The sequence below is a fragment of the Aliiroseovarius sp. genome, assembly GCF_030148435.1.
In the GTDB taxonomy this organism is placed as follows: domain Bacteria; phylum Pseudomonadota; class Alphaproteobacteria; order Rhodobacterales; family Rhodobacteraceae; genus JASBTN01.
Genome location: NZ_JASBTN010000027.1, coordinates 1 through 22,415 on the forward strand (window position 1 = coordinate 1; position 22,415 = coordinate 22,415).

A 22,415-nucleotide genomic window follows, 5' to 3' on the forward strand; every position below is an offset into this window, starting at 1 on the left:
CTGTTACAACAGGATGCCAAACGTCCGACACAGGAACTGGCGGAGGCGGCGGGCATGTCCACCTCTCCCGCCTGGCGTCGCATAAGGCGGTTGGAGAAGGCCGGGATCATCGAACGGGTGGTTGCCCTTCTGAACCCGAAGAAACTGGGGCTGAACACGCGCGCCTATGTGCATGTCTCGCTGATCGACCACACCGAACCCACGATCCGCGCCTTTGACGATTTCGTCGCCACCGAGGACCAGATCATCGAATGCTGTTCGATCACCGGGGCCGACGACTACCTGCTCAAGGTCGTGGCGACAGACCCCGAGGCGCTGGAGCATTTCCTGATGCGAAAGGTGCTGGGCCTGGGCATCGTGCGCAGCTCGACCACCCATTTCGTGCTGCGACAAAAGAAACATGCGACCGCCCTGCCTCTGGACCTCGGCTGAGCTATTCCCTATATGTTCGCTCAGGTTTATCTGAGGACGCGCGATGAATACCGAAACGCCTGAGCACCTCGAGGGGGAGCCGCTGATCAAGCCCTCGACCCACGAACACCCGCTCTATGACGCGGTGATCGAGGCCTGCCGAACGGTCTATGACCCGGAAATCCCGGTGAATATCTTCGATCTGGGCCTGATCTACACGATCGAGATTAGCGATGACAATATTGTCCGCGTGATCATGACCCTGACCGCACCGGGCTGCCCGGTGGCCGGCGATATGCCCGGCTGGATCCAGGAGGCGGTCGAGCCGGTGGCGGGCGTGCAGCAGGTCACTGTCGAGCTGACCTGGGAACCACCCTGGGGTATGGAAATGATGTCGGATGAGGCGCGGCTGGAACTGGGCTTCATGTAAACTCCGCAAGGGGGTGACAAAACGAACATGGCCGGGGCTCTCCCGGCCTGTTTTTTTCCTGCAGGCAAAGACAGGGCGCCAGAACGGCCCGCCTCGCATTCCCCGTCTTGAGATCAGCGGCCGGCGGCCTTAGATTGAGGTCAAGCGAAAAGGATCATCCGAATGTTCTCCATCCCCGGCAAACAAGCCGTGACCATGACCGAAAAGGCCGCTGCCCAGATCGCCAGGCTGATGGGCAAACAGGGCCACAAGGGCCTGCGCATCGGCGTCAAGAAGGGCGGATGCGCAGGCATGGAATACACCATGGAATACGTCGACGACGTCGATCCCCTTGACGAGGTCGTCGAACAGGACGGCGCGCGGGTGATGATCGCCCCCATGGCGCAGATGTTCCTGTTCGGCACCCAGATCGACTTTGAGGTCGGACTGCTGGAAAGCGGGTTCAAATTCAACAACCCCAACGTGACCGAGGCCTGCGGCTGCGGCGAATCGATCAAGTTCGACGAAGACCTGGCGGCGAAGTGAGCCTCTCCGAGGGGGATATTGCCTTCGCGCTCGAACTCTTCGAAGGGCTCGGCCCGCTGACCACCCGCAAGATGATGGGCGGGCTCTGCCTCTATGCGGATGGCACGATCTTCGCCATGGTGCATTCCGATGGCGCAATTCTTCTGAAAGGCGCAAACGGGTTCGACGATGAGCTGAACGCGGCTGGCTGGCGCCACTGGAGCTACACCCGCAAAGACGGTGCCCCCTCCTCCATGCCCTACTGGTACCTGCCCGAAGATCTGCTGGACGACCCGAACGAGGCCTGCACCTGGGCGCGAAAGGCGCTGTCTGCGCTCACCTGACCCCTTTGCCTTGCGCGGTGTTTGCGCTATCCCTGCCCCCAAACGAATTGGAGGCACGGACATGCGGCGCAAACTGGCAGCAGGCAATTGGAAGATGAACGGGACCGGGGACGACCTCGCCCAGATCGCGGCGCTGAAAGAGGCCCACCGCGCCCCGGGCGTCGATATCCTGATCTGCCCCCCCGCCACGCTGTTGTCGCGTGTCAGCGACGCCGCCGGAGACGCCATCGCCACCGGCGGGCAGGATTGCCACGCAGCGGGCAGCGGCGCCCATACCGGCGACATCTCGGCCATGATGCTGAAGGACGCGGGCGCCAGCCACGTGATCCTGGGGCACTCCGAACGCCGCGAGGACCATGGCGAAAGCGACCAGGACGTGCGCGACAAGGCCAACGCGGCCATTGCCGCCGGCCTGACCGCCGTCATCTGCGTCGGTGAAAGCCTGGCCGAACGCGAGGCCACCAATACGCTCGCCATCGTCGGCGGGCAGCTGGCGGGCTCGATCCCGGATGGCGTGAATGCCCGGAACATGGTCGTGGCCTATGAACCGATCTGGGCGATCGGCACCGGCAAGATCCCGACGCTGGAGCAGATCGGCGAGGTGCATGACTTCATCCGCGACGAGCTGGAGCGCCGGTTCGGCACCGGTATCGGCCGCTCCACCCGCCTCCTCTATGGCGGCTCGGTGAAACCGTCCAATGCCGAAGAGATCTTTGCCGTGTCGAATGTGGACGGTGCCCTGGTCGGCGGCGCAAGCCTGAAGGCCGAGGACTTCGGCCCGATCATCACCGCGCTGGAGAACGCCTGAGCGGGCCTCCCCGCGCAACCCGCTCAACTCGGACGCCTATCGGCACAGGGCCAGGGCCCCGCGCCTCGTCACGCGGTGCGTCAGCGGCGGTGCCGGGCAACGCCCGCACTTGACACCCTCCTGTATATTTAACATGTTCAGCAAAATGCAGACCGGAGCCCTTCCATGAACCACGACGAGCTGAACCACTGGTCCAAACGCGCTGCCGACTGGGCCCGCGACTACCACGCCTCGCTGCGTGACCAACCGGTGCGCCCGAACCTCGGCCCCGGTGAGTTCCGCGCCCGGATCGAAGGCCCGGCCCCGGAGCACCCCGAACCGATCGACCGCATCTTCAAGGATTTCACCCGCCTCGTGCCCGATGCCATGACCCATTGGCAGCACCCGCGCTTCTTCGCCTATTTCCCGGCCAATGCCGCGCCGGTGTCGATGCTGGCCGAACAGCTGGCCAATGCCATGGCCGCCCAGGCGATGCTCTGGCAGACCGCCCCCGCAGCCAACGAGATGGAGGCGCTGACCATCGACTGGCTGCGCGACGCGCTCGGCCTGCCCGGCGACCTGACCGGCACGATCCACGATTCCGCCACCACCGCCACCCTGTCGGCTGTCCTGACCATGCGCGAACAGGCCCTGGGGCATGACGGGCTGACCAGGGGCCTTGCCGGCGGGCCGGTGCTGCGCCTCTATGCCAGCGCCCAGACCCACAGCTCGGTCGACAAGGCGGTGCGGCTTGCGGGCATCGGCCAGGACAACCTGGTCAAGGTGCCGGGCCTTGAGGGGCACGAGACCTTCTCGATGGACCCCGAGGCGCTCGACTCCCTGATCGAACAGGACAAGCTGGCCGGTGTGAAACCGGCGGGCGTGGTGCTCTGTACCGGTGGCACCTCGATTGGCGCCTGCGACCTGATCGGCGCCTGTATCGACGTGGCCCATGCCCACGGCCTGCCCGTGCATGTGGATGCCGCCTGGGCCGGGTCCGCAATGATCTGCCCGGAATTCCGCTTGCTCTGGGCGGGGATCGAGAAAGCCGACAGCGTGGTCTTCAACCCGCACAAATGGCTGGGCGCGCAATTCGACTGCGCGGTGCAGTTCCTGCGCGATCCGCGCCCGCAGATTGCCACCCTCGGACTTCGCCCGCATTACCTGGAAACCCAGGGCGCGGACGAAGTGGTGAACTACAACGAATGGACCGTGCCGCTGGGCCGCCGCTTCCGCGCGCTGAAAATCTGGTTCCTGATCCGCGCCGAGGGGCTTTCCGGCCTGCGCAGCCGCATCCGCAACCATGTTTCCTGGGCACAGGAGGCCTGCGATGCCATCGCCGCCCTGCCCGGGTTCCGGATTACCACCGACCCGATCCTGTCGCTCTTTACCTTTCGCTTTCACGACGACGCGCGCACCGCCGCGCTATTGGAACGGGTCAATAATGACGGGCGTATCTACCTGACCCAGACCACCCATGAAGGCAGTTTCGTCATCCGCGTCCAGGTCGGACAGTTTGACTGCACCCGCGAAGATGTCATGATGATCCCCACTGTTTTGAAGGATCTTTCAGGGGATCTTTGATGTTCCGAATTCTTGCTGTTCTTGTCCTGCTCCTGCCCGATCTGGCCGCCGCGCAGAGCTACCCGTCTTATGACAACCCCTACGTGAACGACCGGGCGGAGGTGCTGGACACCGCTACCGAGCTGACCCTGCGCGCACGCCTCACCGAGCTGCGCGAGGCGACCGGGGTCGACATGACCGTGCTCACTCTCGACACCCGCGAGACCTGGGTGCCCGGCAGTCGGTTGGAGGATTTCGCAACAGGCCTCTTCAACGACTGGGGCATCGGCAATGCCAATCGCAACGACGGCATCCTGATCCTGATCCTGACCCGGGACCGCGACATGCGCATCGAACTGGGCGAGGGCTATGGGCGCGATTACAATATCGCTGCCGAATATATCATCGGCCTCGACATGTTGCCGCATTTCAAGCAGGGCGACTATGCCACCGGCATCCTGAACGGGACGGACCGGGTGATCGAATGGATCGTCCAGCCCTTTGCCGAAGGACGCGAGCCCCCGGCAGAGGCCCTGTCGGGACCGCAGGCCGACAACGTCAATGTCGGGCTGTTCGTTGCCATTGCAGGGGCCGTCCTGGCGCTGTTCCTGTTTGGTCAGCGCATCCTGGACCGGTTTCGCAGATGCCCAAGCTGTGGATTGCGCGGCATGCGCACGCAAAAGGAAACCGTCCAGCCCGCGTCGACCCTTCATCCGGGCCAGGGGCGCAAGACTGTGACCTGCCGCCATTGCGACCACGAAACCGTCACGACCTACCTGATTTCGCGGCTCTCGTCCTCCTCCTCGCGCTCCGGCGGAGGCGGTGGAACGAGCGGTGGTTTTGGTGGCGGGCGCAGTTCGGGCGGCGGTGCCTCGGGACGTTGGTAGAGAAACCCGAGTCGCAAAGTTGTGACCGCGCCTACGCCACGTCATCCTCGCCTTGACCGTTTCCCGGCCTAGAATGGGGACGGGAGGCAACATGAAGAAATACGGTCTGGATCACAGCTTTGGCGAACACCTGGCAGACGGGATCGTGCATGGGCTGGGGGTGGCGGCGGCGCTGATCGGCGCGATCGCGCTGGTGATCTGGGCGGCCATGACCGCGCCGGGCGGCCATATCCCTGCGCTGATCATCTACGCCATCGGCCTCATCGCCACCTTCGCCTTTTCGGCCGCCTACAACATGTGCCTGCACCCGGGCGCCCGCGCGGTGCTGCGCCGTTTCGACCACGCGGCAATCTTCATCATGATCGCGGGCACCTACACGCCAATGGCGCTGATCGGCATCGGCGGGGCCAAAGGCGTGGCCCTGGCTTCGGCGGCCTGGGGCATCGCCGTTGTCGGCGTGTTCCTGAAGCTCTTCTTCTTCCACCGGTTCTATCGCACGACCCACGTGCTTTACCTTGTGCAGGGCTGGCTGGCGCTCATCGCCGTCGTCCCGATGGTGAAGGCGTTGCCGGTGGCAGCCTCGGTGCTGATCGTTGTGGGAGGTCTGACCTATACGCTGGGCACCCTGTTTCACCACCGCGACGACTGGCCGTTCAACCGGGCGATCTGGCACGGAATGGTGCTGGCGGCGGCCTCGACCCACTATGCGGCGGTCGTCACCGTGGCCGCAGCCTGACGGCTTTTCCAAAAAATGCGTGCCCCGGCACGAATGACGCAAACAGACCAGACCTGTCGCATTTCCTTCGCCAAGCTGAAAGTCCGGAGGAGCGCATGGATCGCATGTTGTGGAAAATCGCCCTGGTCGTCGTGACCATCGGGGCCGAGCGGGGCCGTGCCGCACGGGGGCGACCGGGCGTGGCGTAAGCCCACCCTTTCCCCAATTCCCAAATCACGGACCAAATCATGACCTCAATGAAACCCTCCCGCCGTTCCGGCGGTCGTGCCGCCCGTAAGGCCCTGCGGGCCGCCCCCATCTCGAAAGATCAACGCCCCATTCGTGCGGGCCTGGAAGGTGGCCAGTACCAGCCCCTGACCCAGGCCGGCATGGAGCGCATCCACCAGGCCGCCCTGGACGCGCTGGAACAGATCGGCCTGGGCGACGCGCCCGAAAGCGGTGTCGAGATTCTGACCAAGGCCGGTTGCGACTACCGCGAGGGGCGGCTCTATTTCCCCCGTGCCATGGTCGAGGACATGCTGGCCAAGGCAGCCAAGGACATCACCCTTCACAGCCGCGACGGCCAACATGACCTGGACCTGAGCGGCGCGCGTGTGCATTACGGTACCGCCGGGGCCGCAGTGCACCTGGTCGACGCCCATGGCCGCGAATACCGCGACAGCACGGTGCAGGACCTGCATGACGCCGCCCGCATCGTGAACAAGTTGGACAATATCCACTTCCTGCAGCGCCCGATGGTCTGCCGCGACATTCCCGACAACCGCGAGATGGACCTGAACTCGATCTACGCCTCGGTCTCGGGCACCACCAAACATGTCGGCACTTCCTTCACCGAGCCCGATTTCGTTGATGACGGCATCGAACTTCTGCACATGATCGCAGGCGGCGAGGACAAGTGGCGCGAGCGTCCCTTCGTGTCGAATTCGAACTGTTTCGTCGTGCCACCGATGAAGTTTGCCACCGAAAGCTGCAAGGTGATGGAGAAGGTCATCGCCGCCGGTATGCCCGTATTGCTGCTGTCGGCGGGCATGGCCACCGCCACCGCCCCGCCGACGCTGGCGGGCGCCATCGTGCAGGCCGTGGCGGAATGCCTGGCCGGAGTGTGCTACGTGAACGCGATCAAACCGGGTCATCCCGCGATCTTCGGCACCTGGCCCTTCGTCGTCGACCTGCGCACCGGCTCGATGTCCGGTGGCTCGGGCGAACAGGCGCTGCTGACCGCGGGCTGCGCCCAGATGCACCGGTTCTACGGCCTGCCCGGCGGGGCCGCGGCGGGGTTCTCGGACGCGAAACTGCCCGACATGCAGGCCGGGTGGGAGCAGATGTGCTCGAACGTCATGGCGGGTCTGTCCGGTCTCAACATGGTGTACGAGGCGGCGGGCATGCACGCCTCCCTGCTGGGCTTCTGCCACGAAAGCCTGATCCTGGGGGACGACATCATCGGCCAGGCACTGCGCTGCGTGCGCGGGATCGAAGTGACCGAGGACAGCGTCGACATCGAGCTGATGAAATCGGTCTGCCTGGACGGGCCGGGCCACTATCTGGGCGCAGACAAGACGCTGCGCCTGATGGAGACCGAATTCGCCTATCCCGCCCTGGGAAGCCGCACCTCGCCCAAGGAATGGGCCGAGTTAGGCAAACCGGACCTGCTGGACCTGGCCACCGCCCGCAAGGAGGCAATCCTGTCAGAACCCTCCGCCGCCCGGCTGAACCCGGTTCTGGACGCCGAGATTCGCAAGCGGTTCAACATCCACCTGCCGGGCTGAGCCCGGGACGGTCCCCTGCGGCAGTTTGCTGCTGCAGGGGGGCATGGTGATGGATACCGCAGCGGTTTCCCGGCCCCTACCCCTCGGCCTTCTCCGCCAGTTCCAGCCATTCCTCTTCCGACGCGGCCAGCTTCTGCTGCCGTTCGACCAGCCCTTCCGACGCTTTTTGGAATTTCACCGGTTCCTTGGTGAACAGCTCCGGGTCGGCCAGGAACTGTTCCAGCCTGGCTATCTCCGCCTCCAGGCGTTCCAGTTCCGCGGGAAGCGCTTCCAGGCGGTGTTGTTCGACATAGGACAGCCCTGCCTTGGGGGGCGTGGGCGCGGCGGGTTTGGCCTCTTTCTTCGGGGCTTTCGCGGGCTTGGAGACTTTCGCCGCGGCCGTTTCGCCCCTCTGCGCCCGGTAGTCCGTCCAGCCGCCCGCATAAACCGTCGCGCGCCCGTCGCCCTCCATGGCGATGGTTGTCGCCGCCACGCGATCCAGAAAGTCCCGGTCGTGGCTGACCAGAATGACCGTGCCGTCATAGTCGCCCAACAGCTCCTGCAGCAGGTCCAGAGTTTCCACATCCAGGTCGTTGGTCGGTTCGTCCAGCACCAGCAGGTTCGATGACCGCGCCATGATCTTGGCGAGGATCAGCCGCGCCTTTTCCCCGCCCGAGAGGCTGCGCACAGGCGCGCGGGCCTGGGCCTCGTCGAACAGGAATTCCTTCAGATAGCCCACCACATGTTTCGGATTTCCACGCACCATGATCTGGTCCGAGCGGCCCGAGATTCCCATGGTCGGGTCATGGGTCAGGTTCTCCCACAGGCTGGCGTCGTCATCCAGGGTCGCGCGGTTCTGGTCGAAGACCGCCATTTCGATCCCCGTGCCCAGAGTGACCGTGCCCGCGTCCGGCGCCTCCTGCCCGATGAGCATCTTCAGAAGCGTCGTCTTTCCCGCACCATTGGGGCCGACCAGGGCCACCCGGTCGCCGCGCATGATGCGCAGGTCGAAGGATTTAAGGATGAGCTTCTCGCCATAAGTCTTTGAAATTCCTTTTGCCTCAATCACTCGACGGCCCGATTTCGGCCCCGACTCCAGCGCCATTTCGGCGCTTCCCTGCCGTTTGATCTGCGCGGCCCGGTCAGCCTTCATCGCATGTAGCGCGCGTAGGCGGCCCTGGTTGCGGGTGCGTCGGGCCGAGATGCCTTCGACGGCCCAGCGGGCCTCGGCCTTGATCTTGCGGTCGAGCTTGTGGCGCTGCTGGTCTTCTTCGTCCCAGGTCTTGTCGCGCCAGGCTTCAAAAGCCTCGAATCCCTTCTCCTGCCGGCGCACCTGTCCGCGGTCGATCCACAGCGTGGCGCGGGTCAGCGCGCGCAGGAAGGCGCGGTCGTGCGAGATCAGCACGAAACCCGCGCGGGTCGAGCTGAGTTCGCGTTCCAGCCAGGTGATCGCCTCGATATCAAGGTGGTTGGTCGGCTCGTCCAGCAGCATCAGCTCGGGCGCTTCGGCCAGCAGCTTGGCCAGCGCCGCGCGGCGGCGTTCCCCGCCCGAGGCGGTGGACACATCCGTGTCGGGTTCGAACTTCAGCCCCTCGGCCACACGTTCGACCAGGTATTCGCTGCCCGGCTCAAGATCGGAAGCCGCGAAATCGCCAAGGGTGGCAAAACCGGACAGATCCGGGTGCTGCTGCATGTAGCCGGTGGTGATGCCCGGCGGCAGGATGCGTTCGCCGCGATCCGGTTCGACCAGCCCCGCCATGACTTTCATCAGGGTGGACTTGCCTGACCCGTTGCGCCCGACCAGCGCCACGCGGTCGCCGGGCTGCACCACAAGGTCGAGCCCGTCGAACACGGGATCGCCGCCGAAGGTCAGGGAAATGTCGGTGAGCTGAAGAAGGGGTATACGTGCCATGGGGGCGAGGTAGGCTGTTGTGCCGCCTTCGTCAACGCCGCAGGCCCGCCTGACCGGCCACGGCGCGCAACAAACGGGCGCGGGCCGGCGGCACGGCGGCAATCTCGAGCCCGGTAAAGACATGCAGCGTGTTCAGCTCCGTATCCACCACCGCGTGATCGCTGACCCAGCCGCCCATCAGCAGATAGGTGCGCAGAAGCGGCGGCATGGTCCGCATGGCCCGTTGCGCGTCGGGCTTGCGCCGAAGCGTCTGGGCAAAGCGAATGACACGCGGCGCCTTGACCCGCGGCAACCAGCAATTCGGCGCCAGGTGACGATGCTTGAGCAAGGCGAAGGCGTCCAGATAGGCGGCTTCGTCCGTGCCGCTGAAGCTGGAGCAACCGAACAGCATCTCGATGCCCCGGTCATCCACGAACCGGGTCATGGCGCCCCAGGCGACGCGCAGGATATCGGGGTCGCGGGCCTCGGGGGCGATGCAGAAACGGCCCATTTCGACCATGCGGCCGGTAAACGCCTCCAGCGCGCCAAGATCATAGAACTGGGCCGAGTAGCTGCCTCCGATCGCTGCCCCGCTGTCGAGCGGCATGAGGCGGAAACAGCAGACAAGGGCGCCGGATTGGCCCTCTTCGACCAGCACATGGGCGCAGACCCCGTCAAAGCCGTCGGCATCCAGCCCCGCGCCCTGCGGGTCGACAAAACAGCGATGGCGCAGGGCCTGGGCCACTGCGACGTCGGTCTGCGTTTCCGCCAGACGGGCGACATAGCGCCCCTTGGTCAATGTCGGCATCGTGATCTCCGGGCCTCTGCCGGCCCCTTGGCGCATTCCCGCCACCGGCCTAAATATGTCCTCACACCCATGTACGCACAAGATGCGACAGGTGTGTGCCACGCGAATCGACCGAAAGGGGGACGGCATGAACGACAAGGTGACGAAGTCTGCGGCCGAATGGCGCGCGCAGTTGAATGATCTGACTTATCGCGTAACCCGAGAGGCGGCCACGGAACGCCCCTTTTCGCATCCCGGGTTCGCCGAGGGTCCGGGCGCGTTCACCTGCACCTGCTGCGGGGCGCCCCTGTTCACCAAGGACGAGAAATTCGAAAGTGGCTGCGGCTGGCCCTCCTTCACCGCCCCGGCCGAAGGCGCCGGCATCGACGAGCATCGCGACACCAGCCATGGCATGGTCCGCACCGAAGTCACCTGTGCCCGCTGCGACGCGCACCTGGGACATGTCTTTCCGGACGGCCCGCCCGATCGTGGCGGCATGCGCTATTGCATCAACGGGGTGGCGCTGGATTTCAAACCGGACGAGCCGGAGGGCTGAGCCCGCGCCCGGAGGGCGCCTGGCCCCTGCTTCCGGAGGGCGCCTGGCCCCCCCGCGTCCGAAGGTGGCAGGTTACAGCAGGTCTTCGGCGTTCACACGGCCGATCGAGCCCAACAGCTGGCGGATGAAGCTCACACCCTTGATGTTGCTGTCGGTCACGCGGCGCGACAGGACCACGACCCGGCCGTCCTCAAGCCCGAATCGTTCGATATTCTCCACCACACCGTCCTCGTCGAAACTGACGGCCAGCAGTTCGCGCTCGATCTCTTCGGGTTTGCGCGGCCCGAAAGACTTGAACCGGCTCTGCACATAGTACCAGCCACCTTCGGTCAGCAGCCCTGCCGTGCCGGGCTTGCCGAACGCGGCGGCCACGGTATCGCGGGTATCAACGCCAACCACCACGAATGACAGCTCTTCTTCACTGGGGGCATAGCCGTGGTTGCGGTAGGTGGCGGAACAGGCGGACAGCACCGCGATGATGGCCAAACCCGTCAATCCTTTGACAATGCTGCGCTGTATGGACATGTCGCCCCCTTGCGAAGTAATCCCTGTATCCCTATCCGCTTACCCAAGGATCATGCAAGCCGCAAGGAACGAAAACCAGATGAGCCAGTCTTCCCCGCCTTCTGCCCCGCAAAACCCCGCTTCGCTGAGCCACCCGATCCGGCCCTCCGACCTGCCGCAGGGCCGGGTGGTCGAGATCGAACTGGTGCCAGATACATCTACCCTGGCCGCCATCGCCGCCGAACTGGGGCTCGACGGGCTGCGCAAGATGCGCCTGACCGGCAAGCTCGCACCCCTTGGAAAACATGACTGGCGCTTTACCGGGCGCATGGGCGCCACGGTGATCCAACCCTGCGTGATCACTCTGGAACCTGTCACCACGCGCCTTGAGGAAGACATTGAGCGCAGCTGGCGGGCCGCGCTGGAGCCCGAAACCGCAAGCGAGGCCGAGATGCCCGAGGATCCCGGCGAGGAACCGCTTGGAGAGGTGATCGACCTGGGCATGGTCGCGCTGGAGGCGCTGGCGCTGGCCATCCCGCTCTATCCGCAGGCCGAAGGGGCGAGCCTGAAACAGGTGAATTTCACCGAACCGGGCAAACAGGCGATGACCGACGAGGACACCAAACCCTTCGCCGGCCTGGCCGCGCTGAAGGCGGCGCTGGGGTCGGGAAGTGATTCCGATGAGGGGGGCGAGGACGAGGGCTGACAAGCCCGCCAAGGCGTCCCGCCCCCGGGCATGCGGTGACTTGACCCGATAATTCGCTTGCCAAACCGGCAATTCGCTGTATTTTCGCGGCCTTCATGAACAAACCGGGTTGCGGCGCGCCACACGATGGGCGTATACGCGCCGGAAACCGACGAGACACACGACAAAACCGGGCCCCGGGGCCCCCGAACGAATGGGTTGAGACATGGCTGTCCAACAGAACAAAGTATCCAAGTCGCGCCGCAACAACCGCCGCTCGCACCACGCCCTGGAAGGCGCGAACCCGAACGAATGTTCGAACTGCGGCGAGCTGAAGCGCCCCCACCACGTGTGCCCGTCCTGCGGCCACTATGACGACAAGGAAGTCGTTGCCATGGTGGACGAGGCCGAGTTCGACGACGAGGACGCGGCGTAAGCCGCCCCTTGTCGCCGCCCGTGCGGCATGTCAGTACAGAACCTGAACAGGGCAAAAAAGCCCGAACAGGGTAAGGTATGACCGTGACCGGCACGAGCAGCAGCACGAAACGCACCATCATTTCGGTCGACGCCATGGGTGGCGACCGCGGACCGGCGGCAGTAGTCGCCGGTCTTGCCTTGTCGGCAGACAAGAACCCCGACATCGGGTTCATCCTGCATGGCGACAAACCTCATCTCGAAAAACTTTTGGCCAAGCGCCGCGACCTCGCCGAGGTCTGCGAGATCCGTCATTGCGACGAGGTCGTGACCATGGACGCCAAACCCAGCCAGGTGATGCGCAAGGGGCAGCAGACCTCGATGTGGTCCACCGTGGACGCGGTAAAACAGGGCGAGGCCGACGTGGCTGTCTCCTGCGGCAATACCGGCGCGCTGATGGCCCTGTCGATGGTGCGTCTGCGCAAGCTGCCCGGGGTGAACCGCCCGGCCATCGCCTGCCTCTGGCCCTCGCGCAACCCGGGCGGCTTCAATGTCATGCTGGACGTCGGCGCCGATGTGCGCGCCGATGAAGGCGACCTGCTGCAATATGCGCTGATGGGGGCGTCCTACGCGCGCAACGGTCTGGGCCTGCCCCGTCCCCGCATCGGGCTGCTGAACGTCGGCACCGAGGAGCACAAGGGCCGGGCCGAGCTGAAGGCGGCGCATGAGATGATTGACGCCGCTGCCCCCGGCGCCAATTTCGACTTCGTCGGTTTCGTCGAAGGGGGCGACATCCCCGGCGCGAATGTGGACGTGATCGTGACCGACGGCTTTACTGGCAACATCGCCCTGAAAACCGGCGAAGGCACCGCTACCCTGGTGGGCGACCTGCTGCGCGAGGCGTTCAAGGCAACGCCGCTGTCCCGAATCGCGGCCCTTCTGGCGATGACCTCGCTGCGCCGCCTGTCGAAACGCATCGACCCGCGCCGGGTCAACGGCGGCGTATTCCTGGGGTTGAACGGCACGGTGGTGAAAAGCCACGGTTCGGCCGACGCAACCGGTGTCTCGGCCGCCGTGAAACTGGCCTTCCGCCTGGCCGAAGGCGGCTTCACGCAGAAACTGGCGGCACGGGTTGCATCCGCCTCCGCTCCGCGTCAGGATGCCGTGATGCCGGGGCATGAGACCCCGAGGCGACAACAAAGCCCAGTGGGCCAAGAGGGTAAGCAGGCGGAATGACGATACGCGCCGTTGTAACCGGGGTTGGGCATTACCTGCCCGAACGGGTGGTTCCGAATTCCCATTTCGAAGAGCTTGTGGACACGTCGGATGAATGGATCCGCACGCGCTCGGGCATCGAACGGCGCCATTTCGCAGCCGAAGGCGAAACCACCTCGCACATGGGCACCTCAGCCGCCAAGGCCGCCCTGAAGGACGCCGGGCTCGAGCCTGACGACATCGATCTGGTGATCGTCGCCACCTCGACCCCGGACCTCACCTTCCCCTCGGTTGCCACGATGGTCCAGAACCAGCTGGGCATGAGCCGCGGTTTCGGCTTCGACGTTCAGGCGGTCTGCGCCGGTTTCGTCTTTGCCCTGACCAATGCCAACGCGCTGATCGCCTCGGGCCAGGTCAAACGCGCCCTGGTGATCGGGGCCGAAACCTTCTCGCGCATTCTGGACATGACCGACCGCGCCACCTGCGTGCTGTTCGGCGACGGCGCCGGGGCACTGGTGATCGAGGCGCAGGAGGGCACGGGCAAGAATTCAGATCGTGGCATTCTGTCCGCCGACCTGAACTCCGATGGCCGCCTGCGCGACATGCTCTATGTCGATGGCGGCGTCTCGACCACCCAGAAATCGGGCCACCTGCGCATGCAGGGCAACCAGCTGTTCCGCCAGGCGGTGGGCAAGCTGACCGAAACCGCTGAAACCGCGCTGGAGAAAGCCGGTCTGACCGACGACGATGTCGACTGGATCGTGCCGCACCAGGCCAATATCCGCATCATCCAGGGCACGGCCAAGAAGATGGGTGTACCGATGGATCGCGTCATCGTCACGGTGCAGGATCATGGCAACACCTCTGCCGCATCGATTCCCCTGGCGCTCTCCGTGGGCAAGGCCGAGGGCAAGATCAATGAGGGCGATTTGCTGGTGACAGAGGCAATCGGCGGCGGTCTGGCCTGGGGAGCCGTGGTTCTGCGCTGGTAATTCGGCCTCACCCCCCCCTCAATCGGCGCATGAACCGGGTTTCACAACCCGTTGATATTGACTCGGAAAACCGATCCCCGCATTCTTCCCTGCAACACGCCATCAGGAATTTCCGGGGGATAGAATGACCAAGACATTGACACGCATGGATCTGAGCGAAGCCGTTTTCCGCGAAGTCGGCCTGTCGCGCAACGAAAGCGCGCAGCTGGTGGAAAGCGTTCTGAACCACATGTCCGATGCGTTGGCGGATGGCGAAAGCGTCAAGATCAGCTCCTTCGGCACCTTTTCGGTCCGCGACAAGGCCGCCCGCGTGGGCCGCAACCCCAAGACCGGCCAGGAAGTCCCGATCCTGCCGCGCCGGGTTCTGACGTTCCGCCCCTCGCACCTGATGAAGGACCGCGTGGCGGACGGCAACAAGGGCTGATGCACCCCCGGGGGCGGGACGTTCGCCCCGAAGGCATCGTGTGAAGAACGAGCAGCACCAACGATACGGTCAGGATCATGGAAAAGAAGTCTCCCGATGCCTTTCGGACCATCAGCGAGGTGGCCGAATGGCTTGGCGTGCCCACCCATGTTCTGCGCTTCTGGGAAAGCCGCTTTGCCCAGGTGAAGCCGGTGAAACGGGCCGGAGGGAGGCGCTATTATCGCCCGGCGGACATGGAGCTTCTGGGCGGGATCCGCAAGCTTCTGCATGATGACGGCATCACCATCCGCGGGGTGCAGAAACTCTTGCGCGAAGAGGGCGTGAAACATGTCGCCGCCATGTCACCGCCGCTGGACAAGGGGCCGGTCGTGGATATGGCCCCTTCCAATGTGGTCGAACTGCGCAAACCCGCCGCGGAACAGGAAGCGTCACCCGATCCGACATCCCAACCGACACCCGACACACCGACCGAACCGTCTACCACCGCTGAGGACAAACTCGCCGCTACGCCGCCCGGAACGGCAGACGAGCAACCGGCCGACACGCCGCCGCATGCGGAACCGAGCCCGGGCGCCGAGGCGCCCGCCGTGCCGGCGCAACCGGGCTTCGATTTCGGTGCCCACACCGCACCCGCCTCACAGGATCTGAGCCGCGACGAAGTGTTGGAAAGCTCCGACGCGGTCGAATTCCACTCGCATGGCGCCGGGTTCACCGCGCCCCCGGCCTCCGGCGACACGCCGCACCAAACCGGCGCCGAAGACGCCGCGGTCCCGTCGTCGGATCTTGCTGAAACTCCACGTGCCACACCGGCAGAGGGTGAGGCGGATACCGCTGATGCAGAAGGGCCCGTGGCCGCTGCCTCCCCGAAGGCAACCGACATGCCCCCCCCCGGGCAGCCGGACCCCGGCACGGTCACGAATCGCGTCTCCGAAATCGTGGCGGATACGGTCGCGGACGCGGTTGCAGACCTGGCATCGGACGCCGTGCGGGAACAGGCGGAACAGCAATCAGCCCCCCCGGAAGAAGACAGCGTTCAGACCCGGGAGGATCCAGACAGCCCGGACGAGGCAGAGATCGCCCCCTCCCCGCCCCCCTCCGCCGCCGTGGATATCTCGCATATCCCGGCGGACCCTGACGAGGGTGACATCTCCCCCGCCGGTCCTTCGCTGGCCGCCCGGATGCGTCGGCTGGCAACCCGTTCGCCGCAAGGATCGCCCGCCCAGATGCGCGCGCTTGGCGACCGGTTGCAGGAGCTGTCGGGCCGTATGAAACGCGAGGCCCCGCGCCGCGGAATGCAATAGGCGAAAAGGTGAAAAACTTGCGTTTTGCTGCTTGCCCTGCCCGCGAAAAACGCTATGAAGAGCCTCACGTCGGGCTATGGCGCAGCCTGGTAGCGCGTCCGTCTGGGGGACGGAAGGTCGCAGGTTCGAGTCCTGCTAGCCCGACCAACAAAACCGCCCGCCGGGTTCTCCGGCGGGTGTTTTTGTATCCGCAGGAGGGACGTATATGGGTGCCACGTTGAAGACCGGCGTTCTGGCCGATCACCAGATCCGCCAGATGATCACCGAAGGTGCGATTGCCGCCTCTTCCCCGATCCTGAACGAACAGATTCAACCCGCCAGCCTTGATCTGCGCCTGGGCGACACCGCCTATCGCGTGCGTGCCTCCTTCCTGCCGGGCAAGGGATCGACCGTGACCGATCGGCTGGACGAACTCACCATGCACGAGATCACCCTGACCGGTGGTGCGGTGCTGGAAAAGGGCTGTGTCTATGTGGTGCCGCTGATGGAACGCCTGGCGCTCCCCGAAGGCATGACGGCAGCGGCTTCGGCCAAAAGCTCGATCGGCCGCGTCGACCTGATGACCCGCGTCATTACCGACAACGGCATTGAATTCGACCGTGTGCAGGAGGGCTATGACGGGCCGCTCTACGCCGAGATCTGCCCGCAGAGCTTCTCCGTGGTGGCCCAGCCCGGGCAGCTCCTGAACCAGGTGATCTTCCGGAAGGGCAAGACCGTGCTCGCGGATGGCGAACTGCACCAGGTGCACGCCCGCAGCCCGATTGTCTCTGGCGAACCGGTGATCTCCGAGGGGCTGGGCTTTTCCGTCGACCTGCGCCCGCAAGGCGGCGATCTTGTCGGCTACCGCGCCAAGCGCCACACCGGCGTGGTGGACCTGTCGAAACTGGCCCATTACGACCCTGCGGACTACTGGGAGGAGGTCCGCACCTCCGACGGGCGGATCATCCTCGACCCCGGCGCCTTCTATATCCTGGTCTCGCGCGAGGCGATTGCCATCCCGCCCGACTGCGCCGCCGAAATGGCGCCCTACCTGGCCATGGTGGGTGAATTCCGCGTGCACTACGCAGGGTTCTTCGATCCCGGTTTCGGCTATGACGCCGCCGGGGGCGCCGGATCACGCGGGGTTCTGGAAGTCCGCTGCCACGAGGCTCCGTTCGTCCTGGAACACGGCCAGGTGGTCGGACGGCTGGTCTACGAACGCATGAGCGCGGTTCCCGAGGCGCTCTATGGCCAGGACATCAAGTCGAACTACCAGGGTCAGGGGCTGAAGCTGTCCAAGCATTTCCGCATGTGACCGGCCCGCCTCACGGCCCCGTCCGGAACAGGCGGTTTCCATTGCCCCATGAGAAGGTCAGTTACCGCCGCATCACCCCCGCACCCCGAACGCATTGGGCCCGACACGCACCCGTGTCTCGGAACAGGAACCCGATATTCGCCCGGCAAAGCAAGACACCGCACAGGTTTGATCGTCGGTTAGGCCGATCAAGGGAAATGAATGCCGGCAAACCTCCTGCGGTCTGCTCCGATCCTCGCATGACCCGGGTACGGGCGCCCCGCACCACGTCACTTTCCCCGAGGGCTCAACGCATGCGCCGCGCCAGACGGGCGGCCCGCTTGGCCTTGCGCGCGGTTTCCTTCGCGGCCCGGGCGCGTTTGCGTTCCTCGGGCGTCATGTCATCCCCGCTTCGCGCGCTCCGCCCACCCGCGGCCATGCCGATGCCCTTGTCGACACCCTTGCGGATCAGCTGCCGCATTACCCGGCGCAGGATCATGTTGACGATCTGATTGAGGTTCATGCCACCTCTCCTCGCTCTGCTCTGCCTGCTCTTATACCACGAAATGGGCGTTTTCGAGGAAAACCCGGGGCGCCGGTCGCGCACCGGGGATGCCACCCCCGCCCTTTCATCTTTCCACAAATATCCTGGGGGGAGGCCGTCAGGCCGTCGGGGGCAAAGCCCCCGGTCGAACGCAGCGGGCAAATGACACCCTCGCGACGGGCGCACCCCTGGCAGCACCACGTGTGGCCGCGCCAGCGGCCATCGCCGCGCCTCCGAAAACTATTTCATAATTTTGAGCTCTTGAGACACGGCATCCGCGTCAGTCCTCGAACAGTTCCGACTGGCCTTCCCCCGTCTCGTCTTCCTCCTCCAGCTCGGGCCCGGGCATCATCCCCGGCGGCGGGCGGCTTTCCAGAAGCCCCGCCGAGCGCAGTTCCTTCAGCCCCGGCAGGTCGCGCGCGCTTTCCAGGCCGAAGTGGTCCAGGAAGTCGGGCGTCACCACGAAAGTGACCGGGCGGCCCGGCGTCATGCGGCGGCGCCCGAAGCGAATCCACTCCATCTCGATCAGTTGGTCGATGGTGCCGCGCGACACCGACACGCCGCGGATTTCCTCGATTTCAGCCCGCGTCACCGGCTGGTGGTAGGCAATGATCGCCAGTGTTTCGATCGCCGCCCGGCTGAGCTTGCGCGTCTCGACCGTTTCCTTCTGCATGAGATAGCCAAGGTCGGTCGCCGTGCGTATGGCCCAGGCGTCACCGACGCGCACCAGGTTCACACCCCGCCCCTCATAACGCTTGCGCAGGTGAACCAGGGCCTCGGCGGGGTCGGACCCATGGGGCATGCGCGCCTCCATGTCGGCAACGCTGACCGGTTCGGCCGAGGCAAACAGGATCGCCTCCACCATGCGCTCCTGTTCGCCCATCGGCGGGGCTTCGAACAGGCTTTCTTCCTGGTCCAGCTCGGTCTCGCTCATTCGGGTTTCCTACGGATTTGAATGGGGGCGAAGGTCTCGCCCTGCCGGATTTCGATTGCACCCGCCTTGGCCAGCTCCAGCGAGGCGGCAAAGCTGGCAGCGGTGGCCGAGCGGCGTTTCTTCGGGTCCATCTCCCAGCCTTCGGGCAGGTATGAGGTCAGGTCGGTCCAGTCGCCCGCAAAGCCGATCAGCCCGCGCATGCGTTCCAGCGCCTGTTCCATGGTCAGGATCGCCTCGCGGTCCATGACGAAGGGGCGGAATTCATCCTTGGTGCGAATGCGCGCATAGCCCTGCATCAGGTCCAGAAGCGTCGCGGTATAGGTCACGCGGCGCACCCGGGTGACGTCCTCGGGAATGCCCCGGGCAAAGAAGTCGCGCCCCAGCTGGTCGCGCGCCATCAGCTTGGCGGCACTGTCACGCATCGCCTGCAGGCGTTCCAGCTGAAAGGCCAGATGGGCGGCCAGTTCCTCGCCCGATGGCCCTTCTTCCGTCGGATCCGGGGGCAACAGCAGGCGGGATTTCAGAAAGGCCAGCCAGGCCGCCATGACCAGGTAATCGGCAGCCAGTTCCAGCCGCAGCTTGCGGGCGCGGTCCACGAATTGCAGATACTGCTCGGCCAGTTGCAGCACCGAGATCTTGCGCAGGTCGACCTTCTGGGTGCGCGACAGGGTCAGGAGCAGGTCGAGCGGTCCTTCGAACCCGTCCACGTCGACGATCAGTGCCTCGGCCGCCATGCGTTCCGAAACACTCATCACATCCGGTTCAAACGCATCCTGCTGTTCTTCAGCCATCCAAAGCCCGACCACCCATCATCAGGCTCTGAAATTCGGCTTCCAGCGCGGCAATGTCAATGGGCTCCGGCGGGCGGCGCCAGGTCAGGGCCTTCTCTGCCCGTTCCAGCGCCTCACCACCGAGCCAGCCGGAGGCATCGACGACCTCCGCCATCTCTTCCATCTGGCCATTGCAATGCAGGATCAGGTCGCAGCCCGCCCGCAGCGCGGCACGGGATCTGAGCGACAGGGGCCCGTCCAGTGCCTGCATCGAGATATCATCGGACATCAGGCAGCCGGCAAAGCCGATCTGGCTGCGGATCACCTCCATCATCGCCGGACTGACAGTGGCGCAGTGTTCCGGGTCTATCGCGTCAAACACCACATGGGCGGTCATGCCCAGGGGCAGCCAGTTCAGCGGTTCGAACGCCATGAAATCTGACCATTTCAGCTCCCGCGCCGGGGTGTTCACACGTGGCAGTTCAAGATGGCTGTCGGCGGTTGCCCGGCCATGGCCGGGAATGTGTTTCAGCACCGGCAGAACGCCGCCATCGACCAGACCCTGGGCCACCGATCCGGCGATCTCGGCCACCTTGATCACATCCTCGCCGTAACAGCGGTTCATCAGGATCGGATGGGTGTCGGGGTTGGCGATGTCCGCAAGCGGCGCGCAATTGCCGTCGATGCCGATGCTGCGCAGCTCCTCGGCGATAAGCCGGTAGCGCAGATACATCGACCGCACGGCACCACGCCTGTTCTGTGTCACCTGGTCCAGCGCAGGCAGCCACTCGCGCCAATAGGGCGCCCCCAGACGGGCCACGCGCCCGCCCTCCTGGTCGATGAAGATCGGGGCATTTCGCCCGACCGCGCCGCGCAGTTCGGCGGTCAGTCCACGCAGCTGGTCGGGATCGGCCACATTGCGGGCAAAGAGGATGAAGCCCCAGGGCTGCACCCGTTCGAAGAAATCCCGCTCTTCGCGCGACAGCCTCAGCCCCTCGCAGCCCAGGATATAGGCGCCGATCCGGGCCATGTTACCGGGTCATTACCGGGATGCAGGCGGCTTTCTCGGCCAACAGGGCCGAGCAGAAGCGGCGTGCGTCCGACAGGTCGGCAAAGCCGTGGGCGCGCAGGCGGTAGAAGGTCTTGCCACCCGATTGCGCCTCTTCGATCACCCGGGTCTTGCCGCCCATGTAGTCTTCGAACCGGGCAGCCAGCCTGACCCATTCCGAGCGCGCGACCTGCGGGCTGTCAAACGCCCCCAACTGCACCAGGCGCGTGCCCGCGGGCAGGCTGGTCGGGTCGATTTCGTCCATCGCGGCAGCGTTGGCCACGGGGGCGGTGGAAGGGCTTGTACCGCCGCGGGCCGACACCGAGACGGAGGCCGCGATGGCCAGCGCGGCGGGGCGGCGGATGGGACGTGGCGACCGGCGCACACCGGGCACATCGTCGGCGATACGTCCGTTTTGGGCATCGGGCATCGCGGGGGACGTGGCCTCTGGCGCGACCGCGACAGCCTCGGTGGACGAAGGCGCCGTCGTGGTTTCGCGCGACGCTGCTGTCGTTTCGGACAGGCTGTCAGCCAGGGTGCCGGCCAGCGCCTGGGTGGCCCCCTCGGTGCCATCGGTTTCCAGTGCCGCCAGCACGGCAAGATCGCTTGCAGAGGCCAGGTTTTCGGGCCCGGCGCCCCGCCCGGGCATGGGCGCCGCGGCAACCGCAGCGGCGGCGTTCGGGTTGGCCGGACTGTCCTCGGCCGTCAGCTCGGCGGCCTGTGGGGCCAGGGTCAGGGTATCGGCCGGGCGCGCGGCCCCTCCTTCGGCGGCAACGGCGTTCACCGCCAACCCCTGATGTTCGGCGGCGGTTCCACCGGGATCCGCAGGCTGAACCCGCATCGGTCCTTCCAGCGCCCGCACAACCGGCACACCGGTAACGTCGCGCATCGCGAGCTCATATCCCCAGACGCCAACGCCCGCCAGCAGCCCCACCGACAGCACCGCACCGGCAAGTGATGTGAGCGGTACGCGCCCTCGCCGCGGGTTCCCGTCCTGATGATGTGCCTGCGGGTCCGGGTGGATCCCACCCGGCTGCATCTGCGCGTCCCAATCGACCTGTGCCATGCCTGCCTTACCTCCGGCGCCGGATGCACGCATCCCGCCGGCTCACTGCTTCGCCTCTGCTCTTCCCCGAGGCCGCAGCGCCTGTTTGGTCAGCGCATTTCTTCGGCCGGGGTCACGCCAAGAATACCAAGACCGGCGGAAATGACAACGGCCACGGCACGCGGCAGCGCGATTTTCGCCGCTGTTGCAACAGGATCACCCTCCTGCACGAACATCAGGCCGGGGTTCGACTTGCCCATGTGATAGAGGCCGTGGAACTCGGACGCGAGGTCGTAGAGGTAGAACGCGATGCGATGCGGCTCATGGGTGCGCGCGGCGATCTCGACGAGGCGCGGCCATTCGCCGATCTTGCGCGCCACCGCCAGTTCGGCCTCGTGCGACACCGATGCCAGATCGGCCGCCGTCAGCGTCGCATCATCGGCCGCGATCCCCGCCTCGCCCGCCTTGCGCAGCACCGAGCAGACCCGCGCATGGGCGTACTGAACATAGAAAACCGGGTTCTCGCGCGACTGCTCCAGCACGCGCGCGAAATCGAAATCCAGCGGCGCGTCGTTCTTGCGCGTGAGCATCACGAAGCGGGTCACGTCGGGGCCGACCTGATCGA

General features: G+C 65.4%; 25 protein-coding genes, 1 tRNA gene and 1 pseudogene. 18 read left to right on the forward strand and 9 right to left on the reverse strand.

What is annotated here, in order from left to right; translation table 11 throughout:
• The 9 genes from Q1V43_RS05110 to Q1V43_RS05150 all read left to right on the forward strand — a co-directional run.
• Positions 1-432: Lrp/AsnC family transcriptional regulator (locus Q1V43_RS05110; RefSeq protein ID WP_366146206.1), on the forward strand; the 432-nt coding region annotated here is incomplete at its 5' end.
• Between the two features lie 43 nt (positions 433-475).
• Positions 476-841: an SUF system Fe-S cluster assembly protein gene (locus tag Q1V43_RS05115; protein WP_300514769.1), complete on the forward strand. Its 366-nt coding sequence runs from the start codon at positions 476-478 to the stop codon at positions 839-841.
• A 162-nt stretch (positions 842-1,003) separates the two neighbouring features.
• Positions 1,004-1,366, forward strand: coding sequence for an iron-sulfur cluster assembly accessory protein (locus Q1V43_RS05120; protein ID WP_300514772.1), 363 nt, complete (start codon positions 1,004-1,006; stop codon positions 1,364-1,366).
• Positions 1,363-1,689, forward strand: coding sequence for a TfoX/Sxy family protein (locus tag Q1V43_RS05125; protein ID WP_300514775.1), 327 nt, complete (start codon positions 1,363-1,365; stop codon positions 1,687-1,689). Before Q1V43_RS05120 ends, Q1V43_RS05125 begins: the two co-directional genes overlap by 4 nt.
• Before the next feature lie 61 nt (positions 1,690-1,750).
• Positions 1,751-2,497, forward strand: a complete 747-nt coding sequence (gene tpiA / locus Q1V43_RS05130) for a triose-phosphate isomerase (RefSeq protein WP_300514778.1) — start codon at positions 1,751-1,753, stop codon at positions 2,495-2,497.
• A gap of 165 nt (positions 2,498-2,662) precedes the next feature.
• Complete coding sequence (locus tag Q1V43_RS05135; RefSeq protein ID WP_300514781.1) at positions 2,663-4,060, forward strand: pyridoxal-dependent decarboxylase; 1,398 nt, start codon at positions 2,663-2,665, stop codon at positions 4,058-4,060.
• Complete coding sequence (locus Q1V43_RS05140) at positions 4,060-4,926, forward strand: YgcG family protein (RefSeq protein ID WP_300514784.1); 867 nt, start codon at positions 4,060-4,062, stop codon at positions 4,924-4,926. Before Q1V43_RS05135 ends, Q1V43_RS05140 begins: the two co-directional genes overlap by 1 nt.
• A 91-nt stretch (positions 4,927-5,017) precedes the next feature.
• Entirely contained in the window at positions 5,018-5,662 is a 645-nt protein-coding gene (locus Q1V43_RS05145; RefSeq protein WP_300514787.1) for a hemolysin III family protein, read from the forward strand.
• A 227-nt stretch (positions 5,663-5,889) separates the two neighbouring features.
• Positions 5,890-7,428, forward strand: a complete 1,539-nt coding sequence (locus Q1V43_RS05150) for a trimethylamine methyltransferase family protein (protein WP_300514790.1) — start codon at positions 5,890-5,892, stop codon at positions 7,426-7,428.
• A 76-nt stretch (positions 7,429-7,504) separates the two neighbouring features.
• On the opposite strand, the gene Q1V43_RS05155 is transcribed toward Q1V43_RS05150, so the two are convergent.
• Together Q1V43_RS05155 and Q1V43_RS05160 are read right to left on the reverse strand one after the other, a co-directional pair.
• Entirely contained in the window at positions 7,505-9,319 is a 1,815-nt protein-coding gene (locus Q1V43_RS05155) for an ATP-binding cassette domain-containing protein (protein WP_300514792.1), read from the reverse strand.
• A 31-nt stretch (positions 9,320-9,350) separates the two neighbouring features.
• Entirely contained in the window at positions 9,351-10,106 is a 756-nt protein-coding gene (locus tag Q1V43_RS05160; RefSeq protein WP_300514795.1) for a GNAT family N-acyltransferase, read from the reverse strand.
• Between the two features lie 127 nt (positions 10,107-10,233).
• On the opposite strand from Q1V43_RS05160, the gene msrB reads away from it, so the two are divergent.
• Positions 10,234-10,641, forward strand: coding sequence for a peptide-methionine (R)-S-oxide reductase MsrB (gene msrB / locus Q1V43_RS05165; protein WP_300514798.1), 408 nt, complete (start codon positions 10,234-10,236; stop codon positions 10,639-10,641).
• Positions 10,642-10,713: 72 nt separating this feature from the next.
• Here the strand turns inward: msrB and bamE are convergent, their stop codons facing one another.
• Positions 10,714-11,166, reverse strand: coding sequence for an outer membrane protein assembly factor BamE (gene bamE / locus Q1V43_RS05170; RefSeq protein WP_300514801.1), 453 nt, complete (start codon positions 11,164-11,166; stop codon positions 10,714-10,716).
• 79 nt (positions 11,167-11,245) lie between these two features.
• Between bamE and Q1V43_RS05175 the strand changes: the two genes are divergently transcribed.
• The 8 genes and pseudogenes from Q1V43_RS05175 (at position 11,246) to Q1V43_RS05210 (ending at position 17,470) form a co-directional block, all read left to right on the forward strand.
• Positions 11,246-11,851 carry a DUF177 domain-containing protein gene (locus tag Q1V43_RS05175; RefSeq protein ID WP_300514803.1) on the forward strand — a complete coding sequence of 202 codons (606 nt, stop codon included), beginning with the start codon at positions 11,246-11,248 and terminating at the stop codon, positions 11,849-11,851.
• A 205-nt stretch (positions 11,852-12,056) separates the two neighbouring features.
• Positions 12,057-12,266, forward strand: coding sequence for a 50S ribosomal protein L32 (rpmF, locus tag Q1V43_RS05180; protein ID WP_300514806.1), 210 nt, complete (start codon positions 12,057-12,059; stop codon positions 12,264-12,266).
• Positions 12,267-12,343: 77 nt separating this feature from the next.
• Positions 12,344-13,480, forward strand: coding sequence for a phosphate acyltransferase PlsX (gene plsX / locus Q1V43_RS05185; RefSeq protein ID WP_300514809.1), 1,137 nt, complete (start codon positions 12,344-12,346; stop codon positions 13,478-13,480).
• Positions 13,477-14,451, forward strand: coding sequence for a beta-ketoacyl-ACP synthase III (locus tag Q1V43_RS05190; protein ID WP_300514812.1), 975 nt, complete (start codon positions 13,477-13,479; stop codon positions 14,449-14,451). The genes plsX and Q1V43_RS05190 overlap by 4 nt, the downstream gene beginning before the upstream one ends.
• A 124-nt stretch (positions 14,452-14,575) precedes the next feature.
• On the forward strand, positions 14,576-14,875 hold the full coding sequence (gene ihfA, locus Q1V43_RS05195; protein WP_300514815.1) for an integration host factor subunit alpha: 300 nt from the start codon (positions 14,576-14,578) through the stop codon (positions 14,873-14,875).
• A 74-nt stretch (positions 14,876-14,949) separates the two neighbouring features.
• Positions 14,950-15,210 (forward strand): annotated as a pseudogene (locus tag Q1V43_RS16615) (MerR family transcriptional regulator); the annotation flags it as partial.
• 1,036 nt (positions 15,211-16,246) lie between these two features.
• Positions 16,247-16,323 (forward strand) — tRNA-Pro (locus tag Q1V43_RS05205).
• A 58-nt stretch (positions 16,324-16,381) separates the two neighbouring features.
• A complete protein-coding gene (locus Q1V43_RS05210) occupies positions 16,382-17,470 on the forward strand; it encodes a 2'-deoxycytidine 5'-triphosphate deaminase (protein ID WP_300514821.1) in 1,089 nt (362 codons plus the stop codon).
• A gap of 286 nt (positions 17,471-17,756) precedes the next feature.
• Here Q1V43_RS05210 and Q1V43_RS05215 read toward each other — a convergent pair whose 3' ends face one another.
• From Q1V43_RS05215 to Q1V43_RS05240, 6 genes are all read right to left on the reverse strand, one after another.
• Positions 17,757-17,972 carry a hypothetical protein gene (locus tag Q1V43_RS05215; RefSeq protein ID WP_300514823.1) on the reverse strand — a complete coding sequence of 72 codons (216 nt, stop codon included), beginning with the start codon at positions 17,970-17,972 and terminating at the stop codon, positions 17,757-17,759.
• A 301-nt stretch (positions 17,973-18,273) separates the two neighbouring features.
• Positions 18,274-18,927, reverse strand: a complete 654-nt coding sequence (scpB, locus tag Q1V43_RS05220) for an SMC-Scp complex subunit ScpB (protein ID WP_300514825.1) — start codon at positions 18,925-18,927, stop codon at positions 18,274-18,276.
• Positions 18,924-19,718, reverse strand: a complete 795-nt coding sequence (locus Q1V43_RS05225) for a ScpA family protein (protein ID WP_300514827.1) — start codon at positions 19,716-19,718, stop codon at positions 18,924-18,926. Before Q1V43_RS05225 ends, scpB begins: the two co-directional genes overlap by 4 nt.
• Positions 19,711-20,727 carry a glycoside hydrolase family 3 N-terminal domain-containing protein gene (locus Q1V43_RS05230; protein ID WP_300514829.1) on the reverse strand — a complete coding sequence of 339 codons (1,017 nt, stop codon included), beginning with the start codon at positions 20,725-20,727 and terminating at the stop codon, positions 19,711-19,713. The genes Q1V43_RS05225 and Q1V43_RS05230 overlap by 8 nt, the downstream gene beginning before the upstream one ends.
• Before the next feature lies 1 nt (position 20,728).
• Positions 20,729-21,811, reverse strand: a complete 1,083-nt coding sequence (locus Q1V43_RS05235) for an SPOR domain-containing protein (protein WP_300514832.1) — start codon at positions 21,809-21,811, stop codon at positions 20,729-20,731.
• A gap of 89 nt (positions 21,812-21,900) precedes the next feature.
• The coding region (locus tag Q1V43_RS05240; RefSeq protein WP_300514835.1) for a DALR anticodon-binding domain-containing protein at positions 21,901-22,415 on the reverse strand (515 nt) is incomplete at its 5' end.